Annotated in this window: 24 protein-coding genes and 1 tRNA gene; 13 read left to right on the top strand and 12 right to left on the bottom strand. The window is 72.7% G+C overall.

What is annotated here, in order from left to right:
* Positions 1–53: 53 nt before the first annotated feature.
* The 4 genes from ZF1_RS19680 to ZF1_RS19665 form a co-directional block, all read right to left on the bottom strand.
* Positions 54–296 (bottom strand): acyl carrier protein, encoded by a 243-nt coding sequence (locus ZF1_RS19680; RefSeq protein WP_020623056.1) that lies wholly within the window; start codon positions 294–296, stop codon positions 54–56.
* Positions 297–350: 54 nt separating this feature from the next.
* Positions 351–1,340, bottom strand: a complete 990-nt coding sequence (locus ZF1_RS19675) for a beta-ketoacyl-ACP synthase III (RefSeq protein ID WP_482638030.1) — start codon at positions 1,338–1,340, stop codon at positions 351–353.
* The gene (locus ZF1_RS19670) at positions 1,337–2,260 is read right to left on the bottom strand and encodes an ACP S-malonyltransferase (protein WP_482638029.1); all 924 of its coding nucleotides are present in this window, start codon (positions 2,258–2,260) and stop codon (positions 1,337–1,339) included. Before ZF1_RS19670 ends, ZF1_RS19675 begins: the two co-directional genes overlap by 4 nt.
* 141 nt (positions 2,261–2,401) lie before the next feature.
* Positions 2,402–3,784, bottom strand: coding sequence for a PucR family transcriptional regulator (locus ZF1_RS19665; RefSeq protein WP_482638028.1), 1,383 nt, complete (start codon positions 3,782–3,784; stop codon positions 2,402–2,404).
* A 9-nt stretch (positions 3,785–3,793) separates the two neighbouring features.
* On the opposite strand from ZF1_RS19665, the gene ZF1_RS19660 reads away from it, so the two are divergent.
* The gene (locus ZF1_RS19660; protein ID WP_178372967.1) at positions 3,794–4,540 is read left to right on the top strand and encodes a pirin family protein; all 747 of its coding nucleotides are present in this window, start codon (positions 3,794–3,796) and stop codon (positions 4,538–4,540) included.
* A gap of 90 nt (positions 4,541–4,630) precedes the next feature.
* Here ZF1_RS19660 and ZF1_RS19655 read toward each other — a convergent pair whose 3' ends face one another.
* A complete protein-coding gene (locus ZF1_RS19655; RefSeq protein ID WP_020624180.1) occupies positions 4,631–4,834 on the bottom strand; it encodes a cold-shock protein in 204 nt (67 codons plus the stop codon).
* A 225-nt stretch (positions 4,835–5,059) separates the two neighbouring features.
* Complete coding sequence (aceE, locus tag ZF1_RS19650; protein WP_253067501.1) at positions 5,060–7,840, bottom strand: pyruvate dehydrogenase (acetyl-transferring), homodimeric type; 2,781 nt, start codon at positions 7,838–7,840, stop codon at positions 5,060–5,062.
* A gap of 370 nt (positions 7,841–8,210) precedes the next feature.
* Here aceE and ZF1_RS19645 point away from each other — a divergent pair, with 370 nt between their 5' ends.
* The 3 genes from ZF1_RS19645 to ZF1_RS19635 all read left to right on the top strand — a co-directional run bounded on the left by ZF1_RS19645 (position 8,211) and on the right by ZF1_RS19635 (position 9,188).
* Positions 8,211–8,642 (top strand): DUF3052 domain-containing protein, encoded by a 432-nt coding sequence (locus ZF1_RS19645; RefSeq protein ID WP_020624178.1) that lies wholly within the window; start codon positions 8,211–8,213, stop codon positions 8,640–8,642.
* The gene (locus ZF1_RS19640) at positions 8,591–9,103 is read left to right on the top strand and encodes a peroxiredoxin (protein ID WP_482638729.1); all 513 of its coding nucleotides are present in this window, start codon (positions 8,591–8,593) and stop codon (positions 9,101–9,103) included. Before ZF1_RS19645 ends, ZF1_RS19640 begins: the two co-directional genes overlap by 52 nt.
* Positions 9,104–9,116: 13 nt before the next feature.
* Positions 9,117–9,188: transfer RNA gene (locus ZF1_RS19635), tRNA-Val, on the top strand.
* A gap of 175 nt (positions 9,189–9,363) precedes the next feature.
* On the opposite strand, the gene ZF1_RS19630 is transcribed toward ZF1_RS19635, so the two are convergent.
* Genes ZF1_RS19630 through ZF1_RS19620 form a run of 3 tightly spaced genes read right to left on the bottom strand, consistent with a single transcriptional unit; the run spans position 9,364 to position 11,473 of the window.
* Positions 9,364–9,825 (bottom strand): nitroreductase/quinone reductase family protein, encoded by a 462-nt coding sequence (locus tag ZF1_RS19630; RefSeq protein WP_482638027.1) that lies wholly within the window; start codon positions 9,823–9,825, stop codon positions 9,364–9,366.
* Positions 9,826–9,872: 47 nt separating this feature from the next.
* Entirely contained in the window at positions 9,873–10,868 is a 996-nt protein-coding gene (locus tag ZF1_RS19625) for an alcohol dehydrogenase catalytic domain-containing protein (protein WP_482638026.1), read from the bottom strand.
* Entirely contained in the window at positions 10,865–11,473 is a 609-nt protein-coding gene (locus tag ZF1_RS19620; protein ID WP_482638025.1) for an NADPH-dependent F420 reductase, read from the bottom strand. Before ZF1_RS19620 ends, ZF1_RS19625 begins: the two co-directional genes overlap by 4 nt.
* A gap of 120 nt (positions 11,474–11,593) precedes the next feature.
* Here ZF1_RS19620 and ZF1_RS19615 point away from each other — a divergent pair, with 120 nt between their 5' ends.
* The 3 genes from ZF1_RS19615 (at position 11,594) to ZF1_RS19605 (ending at position 14,107) form a co-directional block, all read left to right on the top strand.
* Positions 11,594–12,229, top strand: coding sequence for a TetR/AcrR family transcriptional regulator (locus ZF1_RS19615; protein ID WP_482638024.1), 636 nt, complete (start codon positions 11,594–11,596; stop codon positions 12,227–12,229).
* A gap of 87 nt (positions 12,230–12,316) precedes the next feature.
* Entirely contained in the window at positions 12,317–13,093 is a 777-nt protein-coding gene (locus ZF1_RS19610) for an AraC family transcriptional regulator (protein ID WP_482638023.1), read from the top strand.
* A gap of 87 nt (positions 13,094–13,180) precedes the next feature.
* Positions 13,181–14,107 carry an NADP-dependent oxidoreductase gene (locus ZF1_RS19605; RefSeq protein WP_482638022.1) on the top strand — a complete coding sequence of 309 codons (927 nt, stop codon included), beginning with the start codon at positions 13,181–13,183 and terminating at the stop codon, positions 14,105–14,107.
* A gap of 67 nt (positions 14,108–14,174) precedes the next feature.
* On the opposite strand, the gene ZF1_RS19600 is transcribed toward ZF1_RS19605, so the two are convergent.
* Complete coding sequence (locus tag ZF1_RS19600; RefSeq protein ID WP_482638021.1) at positions 14,175–14,804, bottom strand: TetR/AcrR family transcriptional regulator; 630 nt, start codon at positions 14,802–14,804, stop codon at positions 14,175–14,177.
* Between the two features lie 368 nt (positions 14,805–15,172).
* Here ZF1_RS19600 and ZF1_RS19595 point away from each other — a divergent pair, with 368 nt between their 5' ends.
* Both ZF1_RS19595 and ZF1_RS19590 read left to right on the top strand, forming a co-directional pair.
* The gene (locus ZF1_RS19595; protein ID WP_482638020.1) at positions 15,173–16,615 is read left to right on the top strand and encodes an alpha/beta hydrolase; all 1,443 of its coding nucleotides are present in this window, start codon (positions 15,173–15,175) and stop codon (positions 16,613–16,615) included.
* Between the two features lie 41 nt (positions 16,616–16,656).
* Positions 16,657–17,247, top strand: coding sequence for a hypothetical protein (locus ZF1_RS19590; RefSeq protein ID WP_482638019.1), 591 nt, complete (start codon positions 16,657–16,659; stop codon positions 17,245–17,247).
* A gap of 197 nt (positions 17,248–17,444) precedes the next feature.
* On the opposite strand, the gene ZF1_RS19585 is transcribed toward ZF1_RS19590, so the two are convergent.
* Entirely contained in the window at positions 17,445–17,624 is a 180-nt protein-coding gene (locus ZF1_RS19585) for a hypothetical protein (protein ID WP_482638018.1), read from the bottom strand.
* A gap of 219 nt (positions 17,625–17,843) precedes the next feature.
* Between ZF1_RS19585 and ZF1_RS19580 the strand changes: the two genes are divergently transcribed.
* Together ZF1_RS19580 and ZF1_RS19575 are read left to right on the top strand one after the other, a co-directional pair.
* Positions 17,844–18,659: a GAF and ANTAR domain-containing protein gene (locus ZF1_RS19580; protein ID WP_482638017.1), complete on the top strand. Its 816-nt coding sequence runs from the start codon at positions 17,844–17,846 to the stop codon at positions 18,657–18,659.
* A gap of 396 nt (positions 18,660–19,055) precedes the next feature.
* On the top strand, positions 19,056–20,711 hold the full coding sequence (locus ZF1_RS19575) for a BCCT family transporter (RefSeq protein ID WP_482638016.1): 1,656 nt from the start codon (positions 19,056–19,058) through the stop codon (positions 20,709–20,711).
* 145 nt (positions 20,712–20,856) lie between these two features.
* Here ZF1_RS19575 and ZF1_RS19570 read toward each other — a convergent pair whose 3' ends face one another.
* Positions 20,857–21,423 (bottom strand): PadR family transcriptional regulator, encoded by a 567-nt coding sequence (locus ZF1_RS19570; protein WP_062396568.1) that lies wholly within the window; start codon positions 21,421–21,423, stop codon positions 20,857–20,859.
* 227 nt (positions 21,424–21,650) lie between these two features.
* On the opposite strand from ZF1_RS19570, the gene ZF1_RS19565 reads away from it, so the two are divergent.
* Positions 21,651–23,162: a class I adenylate-forming enzyme family protein gene (locus tag ZF1_RS19565; protein WP_482638015.1), complete on the top strand. Its 1,512-nt coding sequence runs from the start codon at positions 21,651–21,653 to the stop codon at positions 23,160–23,162.
* 10 nt (positions 23,163–23,172) lie between these two features.
* Positions 23,173–25,593, top strand: coding sequence for a xanthine dehydrogenase family protein molybdopterin-binding subunit (locus tag ZF1_RS19560; protein ID WP_482638014.1), 2,421 nt, complete (start codon positions 23,173–23,175; stop codon positions 25,591–25,593).
* The last annotated feature ends 1 nt before the right edge of the window (position 25,594 follow it).

Below are 25,594 nucleotides of genomic sequence, written 5' to 3'. Positions count from 1 at the left end.
CGTCTCCTTCTCCCCGGCGGACAGCGCTACCGGTGCGAGCCCGCCGGTACGGATCACTGGTGCTTGGCGATGAAGTCGACGGCGTCGCCGACGGTCTTCAGCTCGGCGAGCTGGTCGTCCGGGATCTTGGCGCCGAACTTGTCCTCGGCCTGCACGGCGATCTCCACCATCGACAGCGAGTCGATGTCCAGGTCGTCCACGAAGGACTTCTCGGGGGTCACCTCGGCGGTGTCGATGCCGGCGACCTCCTCGACGATCTCGGCCAGCCCGGTGAGGATCTCGGCGTTGTCAGCCACGATGGTTCTCCTTGCGCGGTGGATGGGTGCGGGTGCCAGGTCTCCGGTGCCCCGTCAGGGACAGACGACGACCTGTCCGGCGTAGGACAGTCCTGCGCCGAAGCCTACGAGGAGCAGCACGTCGCCGGACCGTACCCGGCCGGCCGTGCGCATGTGGTCCAGCGCCATCGGGATGGACGCGGACGAGGTGTTGCCGGAGTGCACGATGTCGTCGGCGACGACCATGTCCTCCCGGGCGCCGTGGCGGCGCAGCTTCTTCGCGATCGCCTCGACGATGCGCAGGTTCGCCTGGTGCGGGACGAGCACGTCGATGTCGGCGGGGGTGAGCCCGGCCCGCTCGACGGCGTCCAGCGCGACGGGGGAGATCGCCGTCGTCGCCCACCGGAAGACGGCCTGGCCCTCCTGGTGCAGCTTGTTCGTGGTCTCGCCGAGGATCCGGATGGTCGACGCGTGGTCGCCCGCGCTGCCCCAGCTGACCGGGCCGACGCCCACCTCGTCCTCGCCGTCCGCCGGTCCCAGCAGGGCGGCGCCCGCGCCGTCGGCGAAGATGATGCAGGTCGAGCGGTCGTCCCAGTCGACCCAGTCCGAGAGCTTCTCGGCGCCGATGACCAGCACGTGCCGGGCCGAACCGGCCCGGATCATGTCCGAGGCGACGGCCGTGGCGTAGCTGAAGCCGGCGCAGGCCGCGTTGAGGTCGAACGCGGCGACGCCGTTCGCGCCCAGGCCGGTCGCCACCTGGGCGGCGGCGTTCGGGATCGGGTTGGGCATCGTGCAGGTCGCAACGATCACGGCGTCGAGCCCGGCCGGGTCGAAGCCGGCGTCGGTCAGCGCCGCTGCCCCGGCCGCCGTCGCCATGGACGTCAGCGACGTGTCGGCGTCGGCGATCCGGCGCTCGGCGATCCCGACGCGGCTGCGGATCCACGCGTCGTCGGTCTCGACCCGCTTCTCCAGGTCGGCGTTGGTGACCACGTGCTCGGACTGCCAGCTGCCGAGGCCCAGGAAACGGGCCCCCGCGACGGTCGGGGTCGCTCGCATGGGGCTCACTTCCCGTGCTCGGAGATCAGGTCGACGGCGGCGTCGAGCTGCTCGGGGGTCTTGAGCGCCAGCGTCGGGGTGCCCTTGACGGCGCGCTTGACCAGCCCGGTCAGCGTCGCGCCCGGGGGCAGCTCGAGGGTCGCACCGGTCCCGCGGTCGGCGAGGGTCTGCATGCAGGCGTCCCAGCGGACCGGCCGGGTGACCTGCGCGACGAGCCGGCGCAGCGCCTCGGCGCCGGTGTCGACGGTCGCGCCGTCGGCGTTGGACAGCAGCGTGAGCGTCGGGTCCGACACCGGCACCGACGACGCGTGGCTCTCCAGCGCGGCACGCGCGGGCTCCATGTGCGCGGTGTGGAACGCCCCGGCGACCGGGAGCTCCTTGACCCGTGCCTTCTCCGGAGGCGACGCGACCAGCTCGGTGATCGCCTCCTTCGCCCCGGCGGCGACGATCTGGCCGGCCCCGTTGCGGTTGGCCGGGTCGAGACCCAGCTCGGCGAGGCGGGCCAGCACGACCTCCTCCTCGCCGCCGAGCACGGCGGCCATCGAGGTCGGCGCGACGGCGCAGGCGGCGGCCATCTCACGGCCGCGGACCCCGGCGAGGGCGACGGCGGCGTCCTCGGTCAGCACGCCCGCGATCGCGCAGGCGGTGATCTCGCCGATCGAGTGCCCGGCGACGACGGTCCCGGACGGCAGCTCGACCCGCTCTCGCAGGCGGCGCGCGGCCAGCAGGCCCAGGGTGACGATCAACGGCTGGGTGACCGCGGTGTCGGTGATCTCCTCGGCGTCGGCGGTGGTGCCGAGACGCGCCAGGTCGAGCCCGACGGCGTCGGACCAGCCGGCCACGGCCTCCGCCGCGGCCGGGTCCTCCAGCCACGGAGCGAGCATGCCGGGGGTCTGGGCCCCCTGGCCGGGTGCGAGCAGGGCGATCACGGGGACATCACACACCTCTCGGGGGCGGCGCCGGGATACCGGTTACGACGAAGTCGGACCACCGAAGTTGTAGGAAACCTACGAACCACAGGTGTGACCGGGGCCTCGTTACCGATCCGTAGGGGCCGGTGTTTGTAGGGTTCACGACAACGCCCCGCCCACCGGGACACGGACGCCGTCGACCTCCTGATCATGCTCCCCGGTCGGGTCCAGAGGAGTCAGCGGGGTGTGCGCGGCGACGGCCGGGCCGTCGGACGCGCGAGCGGTGCGGTCGGCGACGAGCGCGGCGCGCAGCACGAACGCCTCCCGCGGGTCGGTGGGGGAGCGCCCGACGAGCTCGCCGATACGGCGCAGGCGGTAGCGCACCGTGTTGGGGTGCACGTAGAGCGCGCGGGCGCAGCCCTCCAGACTCGCCCCGCCCTCCAGGTAGGCGGCCAGGGTGCGCAGCAGCTCGCCCCCGGCGTCGTGCAGGGGGGCGAGGACGTCCTCGGCGAGCCGTCGCCGCGCGGCCGGGTCGCCGTGCAGGGCGCGCTCGGGCAGCAGGTCGGCGGCGTCGACCGGGCGCGGGGCGTCGGGGTTGCCGGGGGCGGCGGCCAGTCCGGCCAGTGCCTCGGCGACGGCGGCACCCGCGGTGGCCAGATCGGTGCTGGGCGGGCCGGAGACGACCGGTCCGGGCCCGAAGTGCGCCGCGACCTCGGCGAGCACCCGCGCGGTGACCGCGCTCGCCCCCGGGGCCGGGCCGGGCCCGGTCGGCGCCGCACGCGCCGAGGTGGTCTCGGCGAGCCGGTCGGCGACCCGGCGCGCGGGCCGGCCGGTCAGGTGCAGCAGGACCACCAGCCGTCGCCCCTGGACGCCGACGAGCACGTCGTGGCCGAGCCGCGCGGCGACCCGGCGCAGCTCCACGATCAGCTGCGGGGACTCGGGGCCGGAGCCGGGAGCGGAGCCGACCAGGCAGTGCACCGGGGCGGCGGGGTCCCAGCCGAGCGCGGCGGCCCGGGACACGAGCGCGCCGTCGGTGTCGCCGCGCAGCACGGCGTCGACGACGAGCGCCTCCAGCCGGGCGTCCCAGGCGCCGCGGGACTCCGCGGCGCCGGCGTACACGGTGGCGGCGGCGAAGGCGATCTCCCGGCCGAAGCGCAGCACGGCCTCGGTGAGCTCGTGGCGCTCGGTGCCGTCGTCGGCGAGCGGGGGCAGGTGCTCCTCGAACACGTCCGCGGCGATACGCACCAGCTCGACGGTCTGGCGCAGGCTGATCCGCCGTGCCAGGTCGCGCGGCGCGATCCGGAACGCCTCGGCGGTGAGCGGGGTGGTGCGGTCGGGCTCGCGCAGCCAGGACACGAAGTTCGCGACGCCGGTCTGGGTCACCAGGGCCACGCCCGCGCGCTGGTCGGCGGGCAGCCCCGCGAACCACGGGCAGCGCCGCTCCATCTCCGCCAGGCAGGCCGCGGCCAGCCGGGACGAGGCGAGCTCGAGGCGGCGCAACGTCGCGTCCGCGACCGGGTGGCGGTGCACGTCGGGCAGCATGACACGACGATGGACGCACCCACAGGACACGTCACGCTGTACCGCGCCGGCTCGCGGGCGCGCACGGAGACCGGCTGGCTCGACTCGCGGCACAGCTTCTCCGCCGGGGCGCACTACGATCCGGCCAACACCCACTTCGGGCTGCTGCTGCTGCACAACGAGGACCGGCTCGTCCCGGGGCGCGGCTACGACGAGCACCCGCACCGCGACACCGAGATCCTCACCTGGGTCCTCGACGGCGAGCTGGAACACCGCGACAGCACCACCGGGCGGACCGCTCGGGTCGGGCCGGGCGGGGTGCAGTACCTGGGGGCGGGATCGGGGGTGCGGCACTCCGAGCACGCGACGCCGGACGGGGGCGTGCGGTTCGTGCAGATGTGGGTGGTGCCCGAGGAACCGGGCGGCGAGCCGCGCCACCTCGTGCGTGCGGCGCACGCGGGGGAGCGCGGGGACACGGTCGTCCTGGCCTCGGGCCTGGAACGGCACCGCGAGTCGACCCTGCTGCCGCTGCGTCAGCGCGCGGCGGCCCTGTCGGTGGCACGGCTCGCGCCGGGCGCGGCGACGGAGCTGCCGACCGCCCCGTTCGTGCACGCGTTCGTGGCACGTGGGGGCGCGACGCTGGAGGACGTGCCCGGTGACGAACTCGGTACGGGCGACGCGGCCAGGATCGTCGACGACGGCGGCCGGCGGATCACCGCCGGCCCGGACGGGGCCGAGGTCCTGGTGTGGGAGATGCACGCGGCGCTGGGGTGGTGACACCCGGGCACCGCGGAACACGGCCGGGGCGCGGGCCTCGGCCGGTACGGCCTGCTGCCGGTCACCGCGCCGGGCGGGTGACCGGGTGGCTCAGAGCGGCGTGACCGCGCTGGCCTGCGGCCCCTTCTGCCCCTGCTCGATGTCGAACGACACGCGCTGCCCCTCGTCGAGGCTCTTGTAGCCGTTCGTCTGGATCGCCGAGTAGTGCACGAACACGTCCGCACCACCACCGTCGGGGGCGAGGAAGCCGTAGCCCTTCTCGCTGTTGAACCACTTGACGGTGCCTTCTGCCATTCCTGCTCCCTGGAGATCATCGGCCCGGAGCGCCTCGCCCGGAACCGCGGGCCAGCGACGCACACGGTCGACGCCCTGGTCAGGACGGCGAGTCGCGAGGACGAGTGATCACCGCCACCGCCGTCGCGCGGAGCCTATCGTGATCTGCGCCGCCCTGGGAGGGGCGAAAATCGGCGACGGCCCGCCGCCCCGTGCGGGGCGGCGGGCCGTCGTGAGCCGGTGGGGTCAGGCGGCCCCGCCGTCGCCGATCTGCGGGCCGGCGGCCTGCGGGTCGTCAATCTTGTAGCCGGCCGCGGCCTCGGCCGCGGTCTCGGTCTTCACCAGGCCCTGCTTGGCCAGTACCGAGAGCGCGCCGACGACGATCGACTCGGCGTCGACCGCGAAGTGGCGGCGCACGGCCGGACGGGTGTCGGACAGGCCGAACCCGTCGGTGCCCAGCGACAGGAACGGCGCCGGGGACCACTGGCGGATCTGGTCGGGGACCGCACGCATCCAGTCCGAGACCGCCACGACCGGGGCGTCGCCGTGCTCGCCGTCGCCCAGCTTCTGGGTCACGTACGGCACGACCGGCTCGTCACCGGGCTTGAGCAGGTTGGCGTGCTCGGCCTCGACGCCGTCACGGCGCAGCTCGCCCCAGGACGTCACCGACCAGACCTCGGCGCGGACGTCCCACTCGTCGGCCAGCATCTTCTGCGCGGTCAGCGCCCACGGCAGCGAGACACCGGAGGCGAGCAGCCGCACCACGGGGCCGTTGCCCTCGGGCGCGGCGGCGAAGCGGTGCATCCCGCGCAGGATGCCCTCGCGGTCCACGTCCTCCGGCTCGGCCGGCTGGCGGTAGGGCTCGTTGTATACCGTCAGGTAGTAGATGACGTTCTCGGGCTTCTCGCCGACCATCCGGCGCAGCCCGTCCTGGACGATGTGCGCGACCTCGAAGGAGAACGCCGGGTCGTAGGCGACGACGGCCGGGTTGGTCGCCGCCAGCAGCAGCGAGTGCCCGTCGTTGTGCTGCAGCCCCTCACCGGTCAGCGTCGTGCGGCCCGCGGTGGCGCCGACGAGGAAGCCGCGGGCCATCTGGTCCGAGGCGGCCCAGATCGAGTCGCCGGTCCGCTGGAAGCCGAACATCGAGTAGAAGATGTAGACCGGGATCATCGGCTCGTCGTGCGTGGCGTACGACGTGCCCGCCGCGGTGAACGACCCGACCGAACCGGCCTCGTTGATGCCCTCGTGCAGGATCTGGCCCTGCTCGGACTCCTTGTAGGCGAGCATCAGGTCCGCGTCGACCGAGGTGTAGTTCTGGCCGTTCGGGTTGTAGATCTTCTGGCTCGGGAACATCGAGTCCATACCGAAGGTACGGGCCTCGTCCGGGATGATCGGCACGAAGCGCGGGCCGATCTCCTTGTCCTTGATGAGCTCGCGCAGCAGCCGGACGAACGCCATCGTCGTGGCGACCTCCTGCTTGCCGGAGCCCTTCTTGACGAAGTCGTAGACCTTGTCGCCGGGGAGCACCAGCGGCTTGCCGGCGGTCCGGCGCGACGGCAGCGGCCCGCCCAGCTGGCGACGGCGCTCCCGCAGGTACTGGATCGCCTCGTCCTTCTCGCCGGGGTGGTAGTACGGCGGCAGGTACGGGTCGGCCTCGAGCTGCTTGTCCGAGATCGGGATGCGCTGCTCGTCGCGGAACTGCTTGAGGTCGTCGAGCGTGAGCTTCTTCATCTGGTGGGTGGCGTTGCGGCCCGCGAAGTGCGTGCCCAGGCCGTAGCCCTTGATGGTCTTGGCCAGGATGACGGTCGGCTGGCCGTGGTGCGCGGTCGCGGCGGCGTAGGCCGCGTGCACCTTGCGGTAGTCGTGCCCGCCGCGCTTGAGCTTCCAGATCTCGGCGTCGCTCATCGGGTCCACGAGCGCCTTGGTCCGCGGGTCCCGGCCGAAGAAGTGGTCGCGGACGTAGGCGCCGTCGTTGGCCTTGTAGGTCTGGAAGTCGCCGTCCGGCGTGGTGTTCATCAGGTTGATCAGTGCGCCGTCACGGTCGCCGTGCAGCAGCGAGTCCCACTCGCGGCCCCAGATCACCTTGATGACGTTCCAGCCGGCGCCCCGGAAGAACGCCTCCAGCTCCTGGATGATCTTGCCGTTGCCGCGGACCGGGCCGTCGAGGCGCTGCAGGTTGCAGTTGACGACGAAGTTCAGGTTGTCCAGGCCCTCGTTGGCCGCGACGTGGATCAGGCCGCGCGACTCGGGCTCGTCCATCTCGCCGTCGCCGAGGAAGGCCCACACCTGCTGCTGGGAGGTGTCCTTGAACCCGCGGTCGCCCAGGTAGCGGTTGAACCGCGCCTGCATGATCGCGTTCATCGGGCCGATGCCCATCGAGACCGTGGGGAACTCCCAGAAGTCCGGCATCAGGCGCGGGTGCGGGTACGACGGCAGGCCGCCGCCCGGGCCGGCGTGGCTGAGCTCCTGGCGGAAGCCGTCGAGCCGGTCCTCGGACAGCCGCCCCTCGAGGAAGGCGCGGGCGTAGATGCCGGGCGAGGCGTGGCCCTGGATGTAGATCTGGTCGCCGCCGCCGGGGTGTTCCTTGCCACGGAAGAAGTGGTTGAAGCCGACCTCGTAGAGCGTCGCCGAGGAGGCGTAGGACGAGATGTGCCCGCCGACGCCGATGCCCGGGCGCTGCGCGCGGTGCACGGTCATCGCGGCGTTCCAGCGCAGCCAGCGCCGGTAGGTGCGCTCGACGTCCTCGTCGCCGGGGAACCACGGCTCGCGGTCGGTCGGGATGGTGTTGACGTAGTCCGTCGCGGTCAGCGACGGGACGCCCACGTGCTTCTCACGGGCGCGCTGCAGCATCGTCAGCATGAGGTAGCGGGCGCGCTGCTGCCCGGCGTTGTCCAGGACCGCGTCCAGGGAGTCCAGCCACTCGGCCGTCTCCTCGGGGTCGATGTCCGGCAGGTGGGCGGCCAGCCCGTCCCGGATGACGTTGACGCGGCGCTTGTCGTCGCCGGGCGTGCTGCTCTGCGCGGTCAAGGGTTCTCCCTGCCTGATTCCGTCGGTGGCCGGGATCGCCCGGCCCTGTCTGTCCGCCGCCGGCTGTGGGGCGACGTCGCCGGCCGGACTCGACGGTCGTGGCCGTGGCTCGGTCCATCGTGCCTGTTCCGGCGCGGTCCCGAAACTCGTCGTTCACGAAGTCGGGCTCTGGCCGCGAGGATAGGTACTACTCGTACGTAACTGAACGGAGGGCGGGGTGACCTGCGCGTCACCGCGCCGCGGACCGCGAGCCGGTTGCATCCGGTCGTGCCCCCGTGATCGGATGCCCCATCCGATTTCGCGCGAAGGGTGGCGCCCGCACGCGGAACCGAAGACGATGGACTGCGTGAGCAGCGTGAAAGGGGAACGAGTGGTGACCGCGGCAGATGCCGGTGCGTCCGACATCGCGGCAAAGCTCGGCATCGAGCCGGGCATGATCGTCCAGGAACTCGGGTACGACACCGACATCGACGACCAGGTCAGAGAGGCCGTCGAGGACACGACCGGTGAGGAGCTCCTCGACGAGGACGCCCAGGAGGTCATCGACGTCGTCCTCCTGTGGTTCCGCGACGGGGACGGCGACCTGATCGACACCCTGGTCGACGCCCGAACGCCCCTCTCGGACGAGGGCTTCGTGTGGGTCCTGACACCCAAGACCGGCCGTGACGGCCACATCCAGCCCTCCGAGATCGCCGAGGCGGCTCCGACCGCCGGACTGTCGCAGACGTCCAACGCGACGCTCGGAGACGACTGGGTGGGGTCGAAGCTCGTGCCGCCGAAGCAGGGGAAGGGCAAGCGCTGAGCCCAGTAGTCGAGGGTGCGGCCGCCCCGGACTTCGAGCTCCCCGACCAGAATCGACAGCCGGTCTCGCTGGCGTCGGTCCTCGGGTCGGGGCGCTCGGCGCTGATGGTCTTCTACCCGTTCGCGTTCTCCGGGATCTGCGGCGGGGAGCTGGCGGCGGTCCAGGCGTCGCTCCCGGAGTTCCAGAACGACGGCACCCAGGTGCTGGCGATCTCCTGCGACCCGACGTTCTCGCTCGGGGCCTGGGCCTCGTCCGCGGGGTTCGGGTTCCCGCTGCTGTCGGACTTCTGGCCGCACGGGGCCGTGGCGTCGGCCTACGGGGTGTTCGACACCGCGAAGGGGATGGCGCTGCGGGGGACATTCCTGGTCCGCCCGGACGGCACCGTCTCGTTCGCCGAAGTGAACGGGCCGGGGGAGCCGCGGGACCAGGACGGGTGGCGTCGGGCCCTGAGAGCCGTGTGAAGATGTCCGTCCCGGGCGCGTAGCTCAGCGGGAGAGCACTCGGTTTACACCCGAGCGGTCGCAGGTTCGAACCCTGCCGCGCCCACTCTCATCGGCCGGCCCCGGTCACACTGATGGCGACGTCTGAGCAGTGACGGAGGCCGCGCCTACAGCCCGGCCCGGCACCCGGACGGGTCCGCGGTCCTGGTGAGGGAGCCACCATCGAGCAACTCGCGGTCGGCCCCGTGGCCGTCGGCTCCGTGCCGGGACTCCTCGACGGGTCAGCTGCTGACGGGTTCGAGCAGCACCACCGGCACCTCCCGGCCACCGGTCAGGACGGCGCGCTCGCGCAGGTCGGCGAAGAACGGGTACAGCCCGTCGGCGTAGTCGAGCCAGTCCGCGCGTTCGGTGCCCTCGGCGACGCGCGCGGTCATCAGCGCCCGGCGGGCCCCGTCCTGCAGCTGCACCGTCGGGTGGGCGGTCAGGTTGTGGAACCAGCCCGGGTGCCGGGCCTGCCCACCGGCCGACGCGCCGAGGGCGTAGACGCCGCCGCGCTCGATCCGCATCAGGGCGGTCTTGCGCAGCGTGCCCGACCGTGCCCCGCGGGTGGTCAGGACGACGACGGGGCCGCCCAGCATGGTCGCGCCCTCCCGGCCGTCGGTGCGTTCGTAGAGCTCGACCTGGTCGCGGGTGGTGGGGTCGGAGCTGGGGACGTACTCGCCGTCCAGCAGGTTCGGTGTCATGCCGGGTCGTTCCTTCCGTGGTGGGGTCCCGGGCCCTGCGGGCCGGGTCAGAGGGTGATCACGGTCTTGCCGACGCTCCGGCCGCTCTCGACGAGCGTGTGTGCGGCCCGCATGGCCTCGGGGGTCAGTCCCTGCAGCGTCGTCGTCCCGATCGGACGCAGGCGGCCCGCCACGACGTCGCCCGCCGCGCGGGCGAGGATCCGGCCCTGACGGGCGTCGTCGCCGCCGGTGAGGATCGTGCTGAACACCGTCTCGCCGTGCAGCGACAGTGACCTGCCGGCGAGCGCCTCCAGGTCCCAGCGCCCCGGCGCGTCGACGAAGGAGAGGTGTCCGAACGGGCGCAGCAGTTCGACGAAGGAGGTGAGCCGGTTACCGGTGTCCGAGGTGGACAGCACGAGGTCGACGGGGCCGACCCCGGCGTAGCGCAGCTGGGCGGCGAGGTCGCCGTGGTGGTCGACGACGAGGTCCGCCCCCATGGCGGTGGCCCACTCCCGTGACTCGGGCCGCGACGCCGTGCCGATCACGAACGCCCGAGTCCACGTCGCCAGCAGCTGCGTGGCCATCGAGCCCACACCGCCCGCGGCGCCGACGACCAGGACGTTCCCGACTCCGGCGGGCAGTGCGTCGCCGTCGCGGACGAGCGCCTCCCACGCGGTGAGCACACCGATCGGCAGGGATGCGGCGTCGGCGAACGCGAGCTCGTCGGCGATCGGGGCGACGACCCGGTGGTCTACCGCGACGCGTTCGGCCCAGCTCCCGTCGCGGGTGATGTCGCCGGTGCCCATCACCCGGTCCCCGACCGAGAATCCGGTGGCCGCGGGCCCGGTCGCGACGACGACGCCGGCGAACTCCCATCCGAGGACGACGCGACCGCCCGGCGGCGCACTGCGGGTCCGCCGGATCGCGGCCTCGCCGGGGTTGATACCGATCGCCCGCACCTCGACCAGCAGGTCACCGGCCCGTAACCGCGGTTCGGCGACGTCGACCAGGTCGATGGCGAATGCGTCGAGCGGGTGCGCCCGCTCGTAGGCGAGTGCCTTCACCGCGCCTCTCCGTCCGGGTCCTGGCGCAGGGCGTGCAGGGCCGAGAGGGGACCGCCGACCTGCATCAGCCGTCCGCCGTCGCGCAGCGGTCCGACGTCGACCGGGGCGAACCCGATGCGGTCGGCGAGCTCGTGGAACGTGGTCTTGGCCGCGGTGTCGTCGCCGGCGAGGAACAGCAGCTGCCGCCCTTCCGGATGCCGGGGGTCGGCGGCGATGTAGCGGGCGTGGAGGGTGTTGAACGCCTTGACCACGCGTGCGCCGGGGGCCAGCGCCGCCACGAGCTCGCTCGGCGTCGCCGCGCCGGGACCGACGTCCGCGGACTCCGGCATCCGGTTGGTCGTGTCCACCAGGATGCGTCCGTCCCAGGGTGGGAGCCCGGCCAGTGCGTCGCCGACCTGCGGCCACGGCACGGTCAGGAACACCATGTCGGCCCGCGCGGCGTCCTCGACCGGCGCCGCCCGCACCGACGACCCCAGCCGCACCACGACATCGCGCAGCGAGTCGGGGCCGCGGCTGTTGCTCAGGGTGACGGTGTGCCCCGCCCTCGCCAGATGACCGGCCACGGCCTGCGCGACCGTCCCGGCGCCGATGGTTCCGAACCGCACGAGAACACCTCTTTTGATGATGAGCGACATCAATAACTACACGACCGGAGGCGGGTGCCGTCAAGCCGGACGGCCGATTTTGATGGTGGTCATCATCGAAAGTCGTCTAGACTCGGCCGGGTGCTGGCCTGGGAGGTGGTCGACATGCCCCGCGTCACACGGGAGCAGAAGCAGCGCAACCGCGAGCGGATCCTGGCCGCGGCGGGCGAGGGGTTCCGGCTGCGCGGCATCGACGGCACGGGCATCGACGGGCTGATGAAGTCGGCGGGCATGACCCACGGCGGCTTCTACAACCACTTCGCGTCCAAGAGCGACCTCGCCGTCGAGGTCCTGCACCAGGGCTTCATCGACTCGCTGGCGGTGCTCGACGGCCTCCGGGCGGCACACCCCGGCTCGGCGCGTGCCGCCCTGGACGGCATGATCGACCAGTACGTCGACGCCGAGCACCGGGACCACCCCGAGGCCGGATGCCCCTCGGCTGCGCTCGTCTCCGACGCCGGACGGCACGGCGCCGACGCGCAGGCCGAGTACCGCCGCGGTCTGGACGGCTACTTCGACGCCATCGCGGACATGGTGATCGAGTACGGCCGCGAGACCGGTACCGGGATCACCCCGGCCGAGGCCAGGGAGCAGGCGGTGGCACTGTTCAGCCAGATGGTCGGCGCGCTCCTGCTCTCCCGGGCGGTCGCCGACGTCGCCCCGGACCTGTCGGACGAGGTCCTCGCCGCCAACCGGAACCGGCTCAAGGGTCGGTGAGCCCACGCCGGCTCCTCCCGGATCGCGACGCGTCCCCGGCGGACGTCACGGTCGCGAGCGCGCTGAGAACACCAGGGTCGCCCCCCCATGGGCAGGACGCCGGAACGGCCGGAGCCCTCCGTCGACGGGGCGGAGACCTGCGGGCCGCTGGCCCACGGCGAGCGGGTGCCGGCGCACTCCCACGAGTTCGGGCAACTCCGGTACGCCGTGTCCGGGGTGCTGGTCACCTCGACCGCGGCGGGTGTCTGGATGGCGCCGACCGATCGCATCAGCTGGATTCCGCCGTTCCACGCGCACTGGAGCCGCTCGTACGGCGAGACGCACGTCCGGTTCGTGACGGTGCCTGCACCGCATGCCGCGCAGCTTCCGGCGCACCCGTCGGTCTTCGTCGCGAGCGCCCTGATGCGCGAGGCCTTCCTGGCCCTCGTCGACGACCAGGAGCCCGCGGACGGCGCACGGGGCCGCCTCCTGCTGCAGGTCGTGGTGGCGGAACTCGCCCGGGCGCCGGAGGAGCCTCTGCGACTGCCGGAGCCGCGCGATCCGCGACTCCGGGACGTCACCTCGCTCCTGCACGACGATCCCGCCAGCGGCGCCTCGCTCGCGGAGCTGGGCCGGACGACGGGTTCGAGCGAGCGGACGCTGAGCCGCTTGTTCCACGCCGAGCTGTCCATGGGCTTCCAGCAGTGGCGGACGCTCCTCCGTGTCCAGCGGGCAGTGGTCGAGCTCAGCGGCGGGGCCTCGGTCACCAATACCGCCGTCGGACTGGGCTGGGCGAACCCGAGCAGCTTCATCGAGGCCTTCACCCGGCTCGTCGGCGAGACGCCCGGGCGGTACCGCGCCAGGAGGCGCTCGGGCCACGGCTGAGGCGCGTGCTGCCGGTCCGTCGTGGGAGGGGCGGGCATCGGCAGCAGTGCGGTTCCCGACTCCGCCCGGAGCACCGGAGGAGAACTCATGCGAATCGTCACCCAACAGGAGTTCGGCGGCCCCGCTGTCCTGTCCGTCGTCGAGGCACCCGTGCCTCGCCCCCTGCCCACCGAGGTGCTCGTGCGGGTCCGGGCGGTCGGCCTCAACCCCCTGGAAGCCCGCCTGCGCGCGGGTGAGTCACCGATGCTCGGCCGGCCGCCGTTCGTTCTCGGGTGGGACGTCAGCGGTGTCGTCGAGCAGGCGCTGACCTGGAGGTTCCGGCCGGGCGACGAGGTGTTCGGGATGTCCCTGTTCCCTCGTGCCGCCGAGGCCTATGCCGAGTACGTCGCCGTCCCGGCGCTGCACCTCGCCCGCAAGCCGGCCTCGCTCTCCCACGTCGAGGCCGCGGCATTGCCGATCGTCGGGTTGACGGCGTGGCAGGGGCTGGTCGATCTCGCGCGGGTGGCCGCGGGCGACCGGGTCCTGATCCACGCCGGCGGTGGTGGGGTCGGCCACGTCGCGATCCAGATGGCGAAGGCCGCGGGGGCGCACGTCATCACCACGGTCGGCGCGGACAAGCGCGAGTTCGTCGAAGCCCTCGGTGCGGACGAAGTGATCGACTACCGGTCCGGCGACTTCGCGGGGTCGCTCCGCGACGTCGACATCGTTCTCGACACGGTGGGCGCCGGCATCGCGGAGCGTTCCCTGCGCGTGCTCCGGCGTGGGGGGCACCTGATCACCGCGACCGCCGAGGACGACGCCGCGGCGATCGCTCACGCGGAGGCCGCCGGCGTGCGGTTCAGCGGCATCGCGGTGGACCCCGACCCGGTGGCTCTGCGGGGCCTGGTGGACCTCGCCGAGAGGGGCGCGCTCCGGGTGCACGTGGAGGAGACATTCCCCCTCGAGCGGGCGGCGGACGCCCACCGGGCCCTCGACGACGGTCATCGTCGCGGCAAGCTCGTCCTCACCGTCTGAGGCCCCACGGGGTGGTGCGCCGCCGGGCGGCGCCGCGCCACGCGTCCGGGTGGCGATCGTCGGCGGCTCAGATCCCCGCGCGCTCCACCGGCGCCTCCCGGCGAGGTGGGTAGGCACCACGGATGCGGTGCAGGGTGTCCGTGACGACGGCGCGGACATCGGCCTCCTGCAGCGGGGCCGGGCTCAGCGCCGAACCGAGCGAGAAGCCCTCGACCAGGGTGAGCAGCAGGAGCGCCTCGCGGTGCAGTGCCTCCTCGTCGATCACACGGTCGGCCAGCGCCGCGCGCAGGAGCGACCGGATCGCCTCCGCGGCCGCGAGCGAGGTCGCGGCGACCTCGGCTGCGAACCCCGGGTCCGTGCGCGCCATCACCCGGTACTCGACGAGTGCGATGTTCTCCTTGCGTTCCTGCTCGCTGGTGGGTGCGACGAGGACGACCAGCTCGGCGACCCGGCTCGCCGGATCCCCGGAGAGCCCCGGGTTGCGGTGCTCCGCGCGCTGGAGCAGGACGCCCAACGTGAACGACATGACCTCCCGCAGGTTGTCGCCGAAGTAGTGCCGGATGCTCCCGATGGCCAGGCCGGAGCGTGCGGAGATCCGGGCGAGGGTCACCGAGCGGAGTCCGTGCGCGGCGATCTCGTCGATCACGGCGTCGGCGACCTGCGCTCGCCGGGCATCCGGGTCCACGCGTCTGGGCATGGCCCCACTCTATCGCCCGATGTGGCACGAGCATGCTACGTTTCTAGCACGTTCATGCTAAAAACCGGGTCGGACAGGGCGTAGCACCCGCCCGGCCCGCGCCGCCGTCGAGCCCACAGCGGTCCGCGTCCGGCGCATCCCGGTCACGGTCGGCAGGTCCTTCCACACCTGCGAGTCGTCGACCCGGGCGAACGCCGTCGCCGCCGCACCCGGACCCGACCAGGAGAGACATGTCCTCGTACCGCCGACGCCCGCACCGATCGCGACGGACCGTGCCGCGTCTCGCCGCAGCCATCACCGTCATCCCCCTCGTCCTGTCGGCGGCCTGCACGTCGGCGACGCCTCCGGATCCCGGTGGGCAGGCGGACATGGCTGCCTACCTGACGCAGGAACCGGACTGGGGCAGCTGTACGGACACCGCGACCAACGCCGCGGACGCCGAGCTGTTCGCGAACCCCGCACTGGAGTGCGCGTCGGTCGAGGTCCCACTCGACTACGACGCTCCGGCGGGGGAGAGGGCACAGCTCGCCCTCACCCGTCTCCCCGCCCGGGGAGAGGCCGAGGGGTCGCTGCTGATCAACCCGGGCGGCCCCGGCGGATCCGGCACCAGCTTCGTGGCGTCCTTCGTTCCCCAGTGGCAGAAGGGCCCCGTCGCCGAGCGCTTCGACATCGTCGGCTTCGACCCGCGCGGGATCGGGGCGTCGACCCCGGCCCTCGACTGCTACACCGACGAGGAGTACGACGCCGGAGACGTTCCCCGGTTCGGCGCCGTCTACGACATCACCAGCGCCGAGCAGGCGGTGGACCACGCGCAGCGCTGCATCGAGGGCTCCGGAGGCGTCGAGAACCTCGTCAACGCCGGATCGGCGAACGTCGTGCGTGACATGGACATCATGCGGGAGGTCCTCGGCGACGAGCGGTTGACCTACCTCGGCTACAGCTACGGCTCCGAGATCGGCGCCATGTACCTCACCGCGCACCCCGACAAGGTCCGTGCCGTCGTGCTCGACAGCGCCGTCGGCCCCGACTGGACACCGAGCGAGCTCCGCCTCGCCCAGTTCACCGCCTCCCAGGCCCGGTTCGACGAGGTCGCCGCGCTCTGCGCCCGGTCACCCGACTGTGTCCTCGGCCCCGATCCGGCGGCGGCGAACGAGCGTCTGCACGAGATCGTCGCGCCGCTGGTCGAGACGCCGGTGCCCACCGCCGAGGGCAGGGACGTGAGCGTCTGGGACGTCTACCTCGGCATCACCGCGGGCCTGGCGGCGGAGGCCCACTGGCCCTCGCTGATCTCCGCTCTGACCGCGCTCGACGCGGGGCGGGCCGAGGAGATCCTCGCCCTGCGCGACGGCTTCTACAGCCGCACCGCCGACGGCGTCTACACCACGGACATCGATACGAACATCGCCGTGCGCTGCATGGACTGGCCCCGCCTGACACCGGAGGAACAGACCGCGCACGCGCGCGAGGTCGCGAACGTCGCGCCCATGTTCGGCATCGACCTGCTGACGGCGGGGACCCACCACAGCGAGTGCGAGGCGTGGCCCGCCCCGCCGACACGCGACGTCCCGTGGCTCCCCGCCGATGTCGAGGGTCTGCCCGAGGCGCTCGTCGTGTCGCTCACCGGCGATCCCGCGACGCCGTATCCGGGTGGCGTCTCCATGGCACGAACCCTCGGCGCGAGCCTGCTCACCGTCGACGGCAAGCAGCACGGCGCCTACCTCCTGGGTGGCAGCACGTGCGTCGACGATGCGGTCGACGCCTATCTCCTCGACCTCGAGACCCCGCCGGCCGACGCCCGATGCAGCCTCTGACCCGCTCGGCACCCCGTTCCCGCAGACAGGAGAAGGTGACGATGGCCCTCCGACCCGTTCGACTCCACCAGGCACTGAGCCGCACCGTCCACACGATCACGCTGCCGGGCCCCGACGGCCCAGCCGTCTGGGCCGTCGAGACCCGTGCGACCGAGGACCACCGCGCCCGGCTCCACCGGGACGGGCAGTGCACCAGCACGGCCGAGATGCCCGCCACCTTCACCGTCCCCGGAGGGAGGATCGAGGTCGACGCCGGGTTGTACGGCGTCACCCGGGTCCATCTCGTCACCCCCGACGGGCGGGAACGCAGACTGGCCCCGGCCCCGGGGACCCTGGAGTACCGTCGCGCAGCCCTGACCCGGGACCGCCCGCGGACGAGCCGGGCGATCGCCGTCACCGCCGTGTTGATCCTGCTGGTCAATCTCGTCCTCGCCGCACCCGTATGGCTCGAGATGGTCACCTCGATCCCGGAGGTGGCGGACCGGGTCGGGATGTTCACCTCACCGGTGCCCCTACCCGGCTGGCTGCTCGGGACCCTCACGGTCGCCGGTGTCGTCGCCGCCGTGGAGCGAGCACTCACCTGGCGGCACCACCGCGTCGTCGACGCCGAGACCCTCTGGACCTCGCTCTAACCCGGCCCCTCCATCCGCAACCCCATCGGCCTCGGACCGGAGCCGCACCGACGTCCGACTCGTCGACGTTCGCGACCCGGTTCCCCGAGTCCGCGGTCACGACCTACCGCGAGGGGGCCGCCGCCCTCCTCCGCCGACGGTCCGGGCCCCGACGAGAGGTGCGGACCTCCACGCGGTGCCCGGTCAGCGGTGGCCGGTCATCGCCGGTCCTGGACCTGGGAGGGGTCCAGCGGTGCGTTGTCGCAGTAGCGCATGCCGTTGTGCTGGTCGGCGTGCGGCCCCTCCGGTCCCCATCCCCAGCAGTAGTCGTTGCCGGCCAGGACGGACGCCGACTCCCCGGCGCCGATCCCGACGGCGAGTGCGACGGCCGCCGACACCCTGCCCACCGTCGACCTGATGCTCGTGCGTGATTCTGCTCGATCCATGCCGGCCATGGTCCGGATGTCACTCGGGAGGGGTCCCGACCGGTCGAGGTGCAGGCGCGTCGACCCGGCCGAGCTCCGACGGCCCGGGGCACGGAAGCCGGTGGCGGACACCGCCCGGGCGCGTGTCCCGTCGCGGTGTTTAGCCGTGCCTACGACGGGTCACCCCGACGGGTGGACCTGACGAGGCCAGAGCTGATCGGAACGCCGGACGAGTCGGAGCGCAGCGCCGACGGCGCGTCCCCCACCCGGCACGCCGCCACGGTCGACGACGCCGACGTCGTCGACCAGTTCCGGCGTCTCGCACCGACGCTCCTGGACTGCGCGACGGTCGCCGAGGTGCTGGACGGGGTGCTCGACGCCGTGACACGCGTCGTGCCCGTGGCGGCGATGGCGAGCGTGACGATGCGCGACGACGAAGGCCACTACTACACACCGGCGTCCACCGGCGGGCCGGCCGAGGAGATCGACGTCGTGCAGTACCGCAGTGGTCGCGGTCCCTGCGTCGACGCCGCCCGGGAGGACGGCCCCGCGTCCGCGGTGTCGGACGACCTGCGGCGCGAGGAGCGGTGGCCCGAGCTGGCCGGGACCGCAGTGGGTCACGGGTTCCTCTCGGTGGCCGCGGTCGAGCTGCTCCCCGACGCCCGGCCGCCCCGGCTGCCGGGCGCGCTCAACGTGTACGGCTCCGAGCCGCAGGCCTTCGGCCGCGCCGACCTCGACCGCCTGACCATCCTGGCCGGCTACGCCTCGCTCGCGCTGGCGACCACCGACGCGATCTCGGCCGCGGAGCTCAAGCAGGCACATCTGCAGACGGCGATCGAGACCCGTGATGTCATCGGCCAGGCCAAGGGCATCCTGATGGCCCGCCGCGGGCTGGACGCCGACGAGGCCTTCGACCTGCTGCGCCGGACCTCGCAGGACATCAACGTGAAGCTGGCCCGCCTGGCCCGCACCGTCGCCGAGCGTCCCCAGGACATCGACTCCCTCTAGCGGCCCCGGGCGGGCGTTTGGGCACCCGTGCAGCGGGCAGACGCGTCGCATCCCGAGCATCGACCCCGGGGCGGTGCGAGGGCCAGGCCGGGGCGGTTGAGTTCCGACAGCCGCCCCGGCTGAAAAGCGAGTACTCCTGCGCCGGCATCCCGGGGGCGGTCCGATCCGGGCCCGGTCGGCTGATCCGGTGAGACCGTTGCCGAGCCGAGATGACTCCTGGTCACACCCACCGCGCATGGTCCGGCAACGATCTCCGCACCCCCCGACAGGTGGACATCAAGCGCTTTATCGGACATCTTTGCGCGACTGCGTCGTCGCCGTCCGCCCTGCCTCCGACGACCCGAGGCGAACACCACCACTGGGCGGACCGGTCGGCGGCCGGAGGAGGAGCGCGACGTGCAGGAACTCGCGCGCAGGCTCGGCCTGCGCACCCACCCGCAGATCTTCTTCTGGTCTGCAGGTCTGATCATCGCCTTCCTCGTGGTGCTGCTGCTCGCGCCCGGCCCCATCGGCGCGGCGTTCGACGCGGGTCGTGGGTGGATCACGACGAACCTCGGCTGGTACTTCGTCGTGGGCGTGACGACCTGGCTCGTGTTCCTGATCTGGGTGGCCCTGAGCCGCTACGGCACCCTGCGCCTGGGCGGTGACGACGCACGTCCCGCCTACTCGAACGTGTCCTGGTTCACCATGCTGTTCGCCGGGGGGATCGGGACCATCCTGATGTTCTGGGGGGTCGCGGAGCCGATCTCGCACTTCACGGCGCCCCCGGTCGACGGTGTCGAGCCCTACAGCGCCCAAGCCGCGCAGGACGCGATGTCCTTCGCGCTGTACCACCTGAGCCTGCACACCTGGGCCATCTTCACGCTGCCGGGGCTGGCCTTCGGCTACTTCATCTACCGCTACGACCTGCCGATGCGAGTCTCGTCGGTGTTCTATCCGTTCCTCAAGGAGCGGATCCACGGCCCGATCGGGCGGACGATCGACATCTTCGCGGTGCTCGGCACGGTGTTCGGCGTCGCGGTGTCGCTGGGCCTCGGCACCTCGCAGATCAGTGCCGGGCTGAGTGCGCTGCTGGGGGTGCCGGACTCCGTCGGCGTACGGGTGGCGGTCATCACCGTCCTCACCCTCGTGGCGACGGGGTCGATCGCGGTCGGGCTGGACAAGGGCATCCGTCGGCTGTCGAACCTCAACATCGGACTCGCGGTGGGGCTGATGCTGTTCGTACTCGTGGCCGGTGAGACCGTCTTCCTCCTCCGGCAGATGATCGAGACGACCGGGCTCTACCTGTCGAGCCTGCCGAGGCTGTCGTTCTGGAACGACTCCCTGGCCCCCTACACCGACGAGGACGGCTGGGGCTGGCAGGCCGGATGGACCGTCTTCTACTGGGCGTGGACGGTGACCTGGGCCCCGTTCATGGGTGTCTTCCTCGCCCGCATCTCGAAGGGGCGCACCATCCGCCAGTTCGTCGGCGGGGTGCTCGTGGCCCCGGCGACCTTCACGGTCGTCTGGTTCGTGATCTTCGGCTGGTCGGCGATGGCGATCGACGGCATCGGCGGGACCGGGGGGCCGATCTCGGCCGCCGTCGCCGACAGTGTGCCGCTCGCGATGTTCGCCTTCTTCGAGAACTTCCCGGCGGCGACACTCGTCTCCGGCATCGCCGTCGTCGTGGTCGCATTGTTCTTCGCGACGTCCGCGGACTCGGCCGCCCTCGTCGTCGACATGCTCTGCACCGGCGACGACCGGCCCAGTCCGATCCGGCAGCGCGTGTACTGGGGGCTCACCATCGGTGCGCTGGCCGCCTCGCTCATCGTCCTGGGCGGTGATGCCGCGCTGAATGCGCTGGAGCAGGTGATCACCGTGGTGGGGCTGCCGATCTTCACCATGGTCTTCGCGATGGTCTTCGCCCTCGTCGCCGGGCTCCGTTCCGAGGTCTCGCCCCGGATGGTGACGGTGCGGGGGCATCTCTCCGAGCAGCCGGTGGACGGGACCGGAACGGATGGCACGGCCGCCACGCGTGACGTCGCCGGACGGCCTGCGTCGTCGACCGACTGACGTGCGACATCCGGCCGGACCCGGACTCCGTGTCCGGTCGGATGTCGTCCGGGGCTGACCAGGGCCCCGGACGACGCGGCGGTGGACCGGGTGGTCACGGACCCACGGATCGGAGTGAGCGAACGACCCCCGACAGGGCCGGTGCTCAGTCGCGCGGGTCGCGCTCGGCCCGCTCGCGACGGAGCCGGTCGAGGTCGTCGTTCGCCAGCGCGCTCCAGAACCTCAGCGCGGCGTGCTCCATCTCCAGGCCCAGCTCGATCGTGATCATGCGCGGCTCGGCCCACTCCTCGCGACCGTGCCGGGCGACCATGTCCTCGTAGTCGGCGATCCGGCTCTCGTGCTGGCGGATCTGCTCGCGGGCGAGCTTCCCGACGTCGTCGGGGGATCCCGCCTCGTTGAAGAACAGCTTGAGCTCGGCGATGTCGCGCATCTGGAAGTGCTCGGCGGTGGGCGCCGCCAGCCACTCACGCAGGGCCGCCCGGCCCTCGTCGGTCAGGGAGTAGGTCTTGCGCCGCCGTCCGTGCTCCTCGGTGTCGAGGGCGAGCAGGCCGGCGTCGGCGAGCCGGTCCGGCTCGGAGTACAGCTGCGCGTGCGGGAAGTGCCAGAAGTAGCCGACGGAGCGGCTCACCGCCCGCTTCAGGTCGTACGGCGTCGAGGGCCCGCGCAACGCGATCATGCCCAGGACCAGATACGACGTCGTGGACAGTCGCATCCGCGCTCCTCTCGTGCCGGCCGGTGCTCCGCGGACTCTAGACGAGGCGGGTCGTCGGTCCGCGGATGCGGCTCGACCCTCGCACGTGCGTCCCGCCACCCGCGACCGCCCCTCCTGACACCGGAGCCCGCCGTACGGGGTCGCTCCCGAGGCCGGTGGAATCCGGGGCTTCCCCTCTGACAGTCTGAACCGTATGGTCTGAAACAGACTAACGACGAGGGGGTCGGATGGACCTGGTGACGACGCTGCGATGGGCGGCCGAGCGCAACCCCGACCGGCCGGCGGTACGCGGAACCGGCAGGTGGCTCTCCTACCGGGAGTGGGACGCGCGGACCGACCGGCTGGCCGGGGCCCTGCGGAGCCTCGGCGTGGAGCGGGGGGCCCGGGTGGGCCTGGTGATGCACGGCGGCGAGCAGCTCGCGAGCCTGCACCTGGCCGTGCAGAAGCTCGGCGCGGTCTCGGTGCCGCTCTCGACCCGGTTCGGGGTCGAGGAGCTCGGCTACTGCCTGGGCGACGCCGACGTCCGCCTGGTGGTCGCCGACGCCGCGCACGCCGAGCGGGTCGCCGCCGCCGGCCTGGGGGACCTGCTGCGGGACGTGGCGGCCGTCGACGAGCTCGCCGAGCGGCTCGACACCGCGGTCTGCGCCGTCCCGGACGAGTCGGACCTCAGCGTCATGCTCTACACGTCGGGGACCACGGGGAAGCCGAAGGGTGTCCCGCGTACCCACCGGGCCGAGCACGTGGCAGCGGTCGCGCACGTGATGCAGACCCGGCAGCGGCAGGGGGTCGCGACCCTCGGGGTGATGCCGCTGTTCCACACGATGGGCCTGCGCACGCTGCTGGCCTCCGTCGTGGTCGGGGGCACGTGGGTGGGCCAGCCCGCCTTCGACGCCGACGAGTCGATGCAGCTGATCCTCGAGGAGAACGTCGGTTCCCTGTACCTGGTGCCGACGATCTACTGGTCGCTGCTGCGCACCGGACGGCTCGGGGACGCCCGTGCGCTCGACAACCTCGCCTACGCCGGCGCCGCCATGACCCCGTCGCTCGCCGAGAAGCTGGTCGAGCAGGTCGCGCCCACCTCGTTCGTCAACCACTTCGGCTCGACCGAGATCTACACCTTCACCATCGGGCCCGACGTCGCCGCCAAGCCCGGCTGCGCCGGGCGGGCGGGGCTGTTCTCCCGGGTCCGGCTGATCGCGCCCGACGCGGGCGCCCCGGTCGACGAGGAGGTCCCGCGCGGGACGCAGGGTCAGGTGATCGTCTCGATGGCCTCGCCCGAGGCCTTCGGCGGCTACCGGAACCGGCCGGACGCGAACGCCAAGGCCATCCGGGACGGGTGGTACCACACCGGTGACCTCGCCGTCGCCGACTCCGACGGCGACCTCTGGGTCTCCGGCCGCACCGACGACATGATCAACTCCGGTGGCGAGAACATCTACCCGGACGACATCGAGTCGGTCCTGACCCGCTGTCCCGCCGTCGACGACGTCTGCGTGGTCGGGCTGCCCGACGAGCGCTGGGGACACGCGGTGACCGCGTTCGTGGTCCCCGTCCGCGGGACCGACCCGCTGGCCGCGGCCGAGCAGGCCCTGGCCTGGGCCCGGGATCAGCTGCCGTCGCTGAAGCGGCCGAAGCGGGTGATCGCCGTCGACTCGATCCCGCGGTCCGGGGTCGGCAAGACGCTGCGCCGCACGCTCGTCGCGGGCGAGTACGACCTGAGGGGAGAAGCACGTGTCTGATGTGTCCGATGTGTCTGATGTAGGTGAGGCCGCCCGCACCTGGGTCCCCAGCCGGGACGAGGACGCCGCGCTGGTCACCGGCCGGGGCGCGTTCCTCGACGACCTGGACCCGCTGCCCGGCACGCTGGTCGCCACCGTCGTGCGCTCCACCCGTCCGCACGCCCGGCTGCGCTCGGTCGACCTGAGCCGCGCCCGGGCCCATCCGGGGGTGGCGGCGGTGATCGGCCCCGATGAGGTGCGCGCCGCGCTGCGGCCCTTCCCCCTGTCGACCGGCGCGGTGATGCCCTACCTGCCCACCGGTGTGGACAAGGTGCGCTTCGTCGGCGAGCCGATCGCCGTCGTCGTCGCCTCGGACCGCTACGTCGCCGAGGACGCCGCCGAGCTCGTCGCCGTCGAGTACGACGACCTGGGTGCGGTCACCGCGGCCCGCGCCGCGCTGGAGCCGGACGCGCCGCTGCTGCACGAGGACGCCGGGTCCAACGTCGCCACCGACCGGACCTTCTCCTTCGGCCCCGTCGAGGAGCGGTTCCGCGACGCCGCGCACGTGGTGACCGGTCGCTACGACTTCCCGCGCTACTCCTCGGTGCCGATGGAGTGCTACTCGGTCATCGCGCAGTGGAACGAGGGCGACGCCGGCCCCTCGGTCGAGGCCTGGGCGAACTTCCACGGACCGTTCTCGATGGTCCCGGTCATGGCCGGCGCGCTCGGTATCCCGACGTCGCGGGTGCGGCTGCACGTCCCCGCCGACATCGGCGGCAGCTTCGGGATCAAGGCGGGCATCTACCCGTACGTGGTGCTGATGGCGCTGGCCTCGAAGCACTCCGGCACGCCGGTGCGGTGGGCCGAGGACCGCGTCGAGCACCTGATGGCGAGCTCCACCGGTGCGGACCGGGCGATGACCTTCTCCGCCGCGGTCGACGCCGACGGCACCGTGACGGCCCTGCGCACCGACCTGATCGACAACGTCGGCGCCTACCTGCGCCCGCCGGAGCCGTCCACGCTCTACCGCTGCTACGGCAACATCACCGGGCCCTACCGCATCGACGCCGTCGAGATCCGGGCCCGCGCCGTGGTCACGAACACCATGCCGACCGGGCTGAACCGCGGCTTCGGCGGCCAGCAGCTCTACTTCGGGCTGGAGCGGCTGATGGACGCGGTCGCCTCGGCGACCGGCCTGGACGTCGTCGAGGTGCGTCGGCGGAACCTGGTGTCGGCGTTCCCGCACGAGACGGCGACCGGTGGCGTGTATGACTCCGGCGACTATCCCGCGGCGCTGGACCTGGCGGTGAAGAACGCGGACCTCGCCGAGCTGGAGCGCCGGCGGGAGGCGGCCCGGGCCGAGGGCGCCTTCTACGGCATCGGTACCGCCCTGGTCGTCGACCCGTCGGGCACCAACATCGGCTACGTCGGGCTGGCCACCCCCGCCGAGGACCGCAGGCCGGGCCGGGACAAGTCCGGCTCCACCGAGCACGTCCGGATGTCGGTGGACCTGCAGGGGATCGTGACCGTGCTGCTCGGGTCGGTTCCGCAGGGCCAGGGCCACGCCACCGTGGCGCGGAAGGTCGCGGCGCAGCGGCTCGGGCTGCCGATCGCGCAGGTACGGGCGGTCGTCGACATGGACACCGCGACGACCCCGTGGACGGTCACGTCCGGGTCGTACTCGTCGCGGTTCGCGCCGCTCGTCACGAGCGCGGTCGTCGCCGCCGCGGACACCATCGCCGCCACGGTGAAGGCGGCCGGGGCCACGCTGCTGGAGGGGGCCGACCCGGGCGAGCTGACCCTGCTCGACGGGAAGGTCGTCCACCCGGACGGCCGTTCGGTCGCCTTCCGGCACGCCGCCGGCGTCGTGCACTGGGACCCGGCGTCGCTGCCCGACGGCGTCCCCGCCCGGCTCTACGCCGAGGCCGAGTTCTCCCCGCGGGAGACCCGCGCGGCCACGGCGGACGACCGGATCAACTCCTCGCTCTGCTACGGCTTCGTGGCCGAGATCGTCGCGGTGCGGATCGACCCGGACACCCTGGAGATCGAGGTCGACCGGGTGTCCTCGGTGCACGACGCCGGGACCGTCCTCGACCAGACCCTGCTCGACGGCCAGGTCTACGGCGCGCTCGTGCACGGCCTCGGCGGCGCCGCCTACGAGCAGTTCACCCACGCCGACTCCGGGCAGCCGACGGCGGCGACGTTCCTCGACTACCTGTGCCCGACCAGCGCCGAGGCCGGGTTCGACCTGCGTACCGACCACGTGGTGACCCCGTCACCGCTGACCCCGCTCGGCGCCAAGGGCTGCGGCGAGGGGTCGTCCATGAGCTTTCCCGTGGCCTACGCCAACGCCGTCGCCGACGCGCTGGCACCCCGCGGGATCGACATCACCCGCCTGCCGCTGCACGGCGAGGTACTACACCAGCTGCTCACCGAGAAGGAGAACTCCTGAC

The sequence above is a fragment of the Pseudonocardia sp. ZF1 genome (assembly GCF_056835605.1).
Note: the sequence above shows the minus strand (reverse complement) of the source record. Positions and strands in the feature narration are given on the sequence as shown.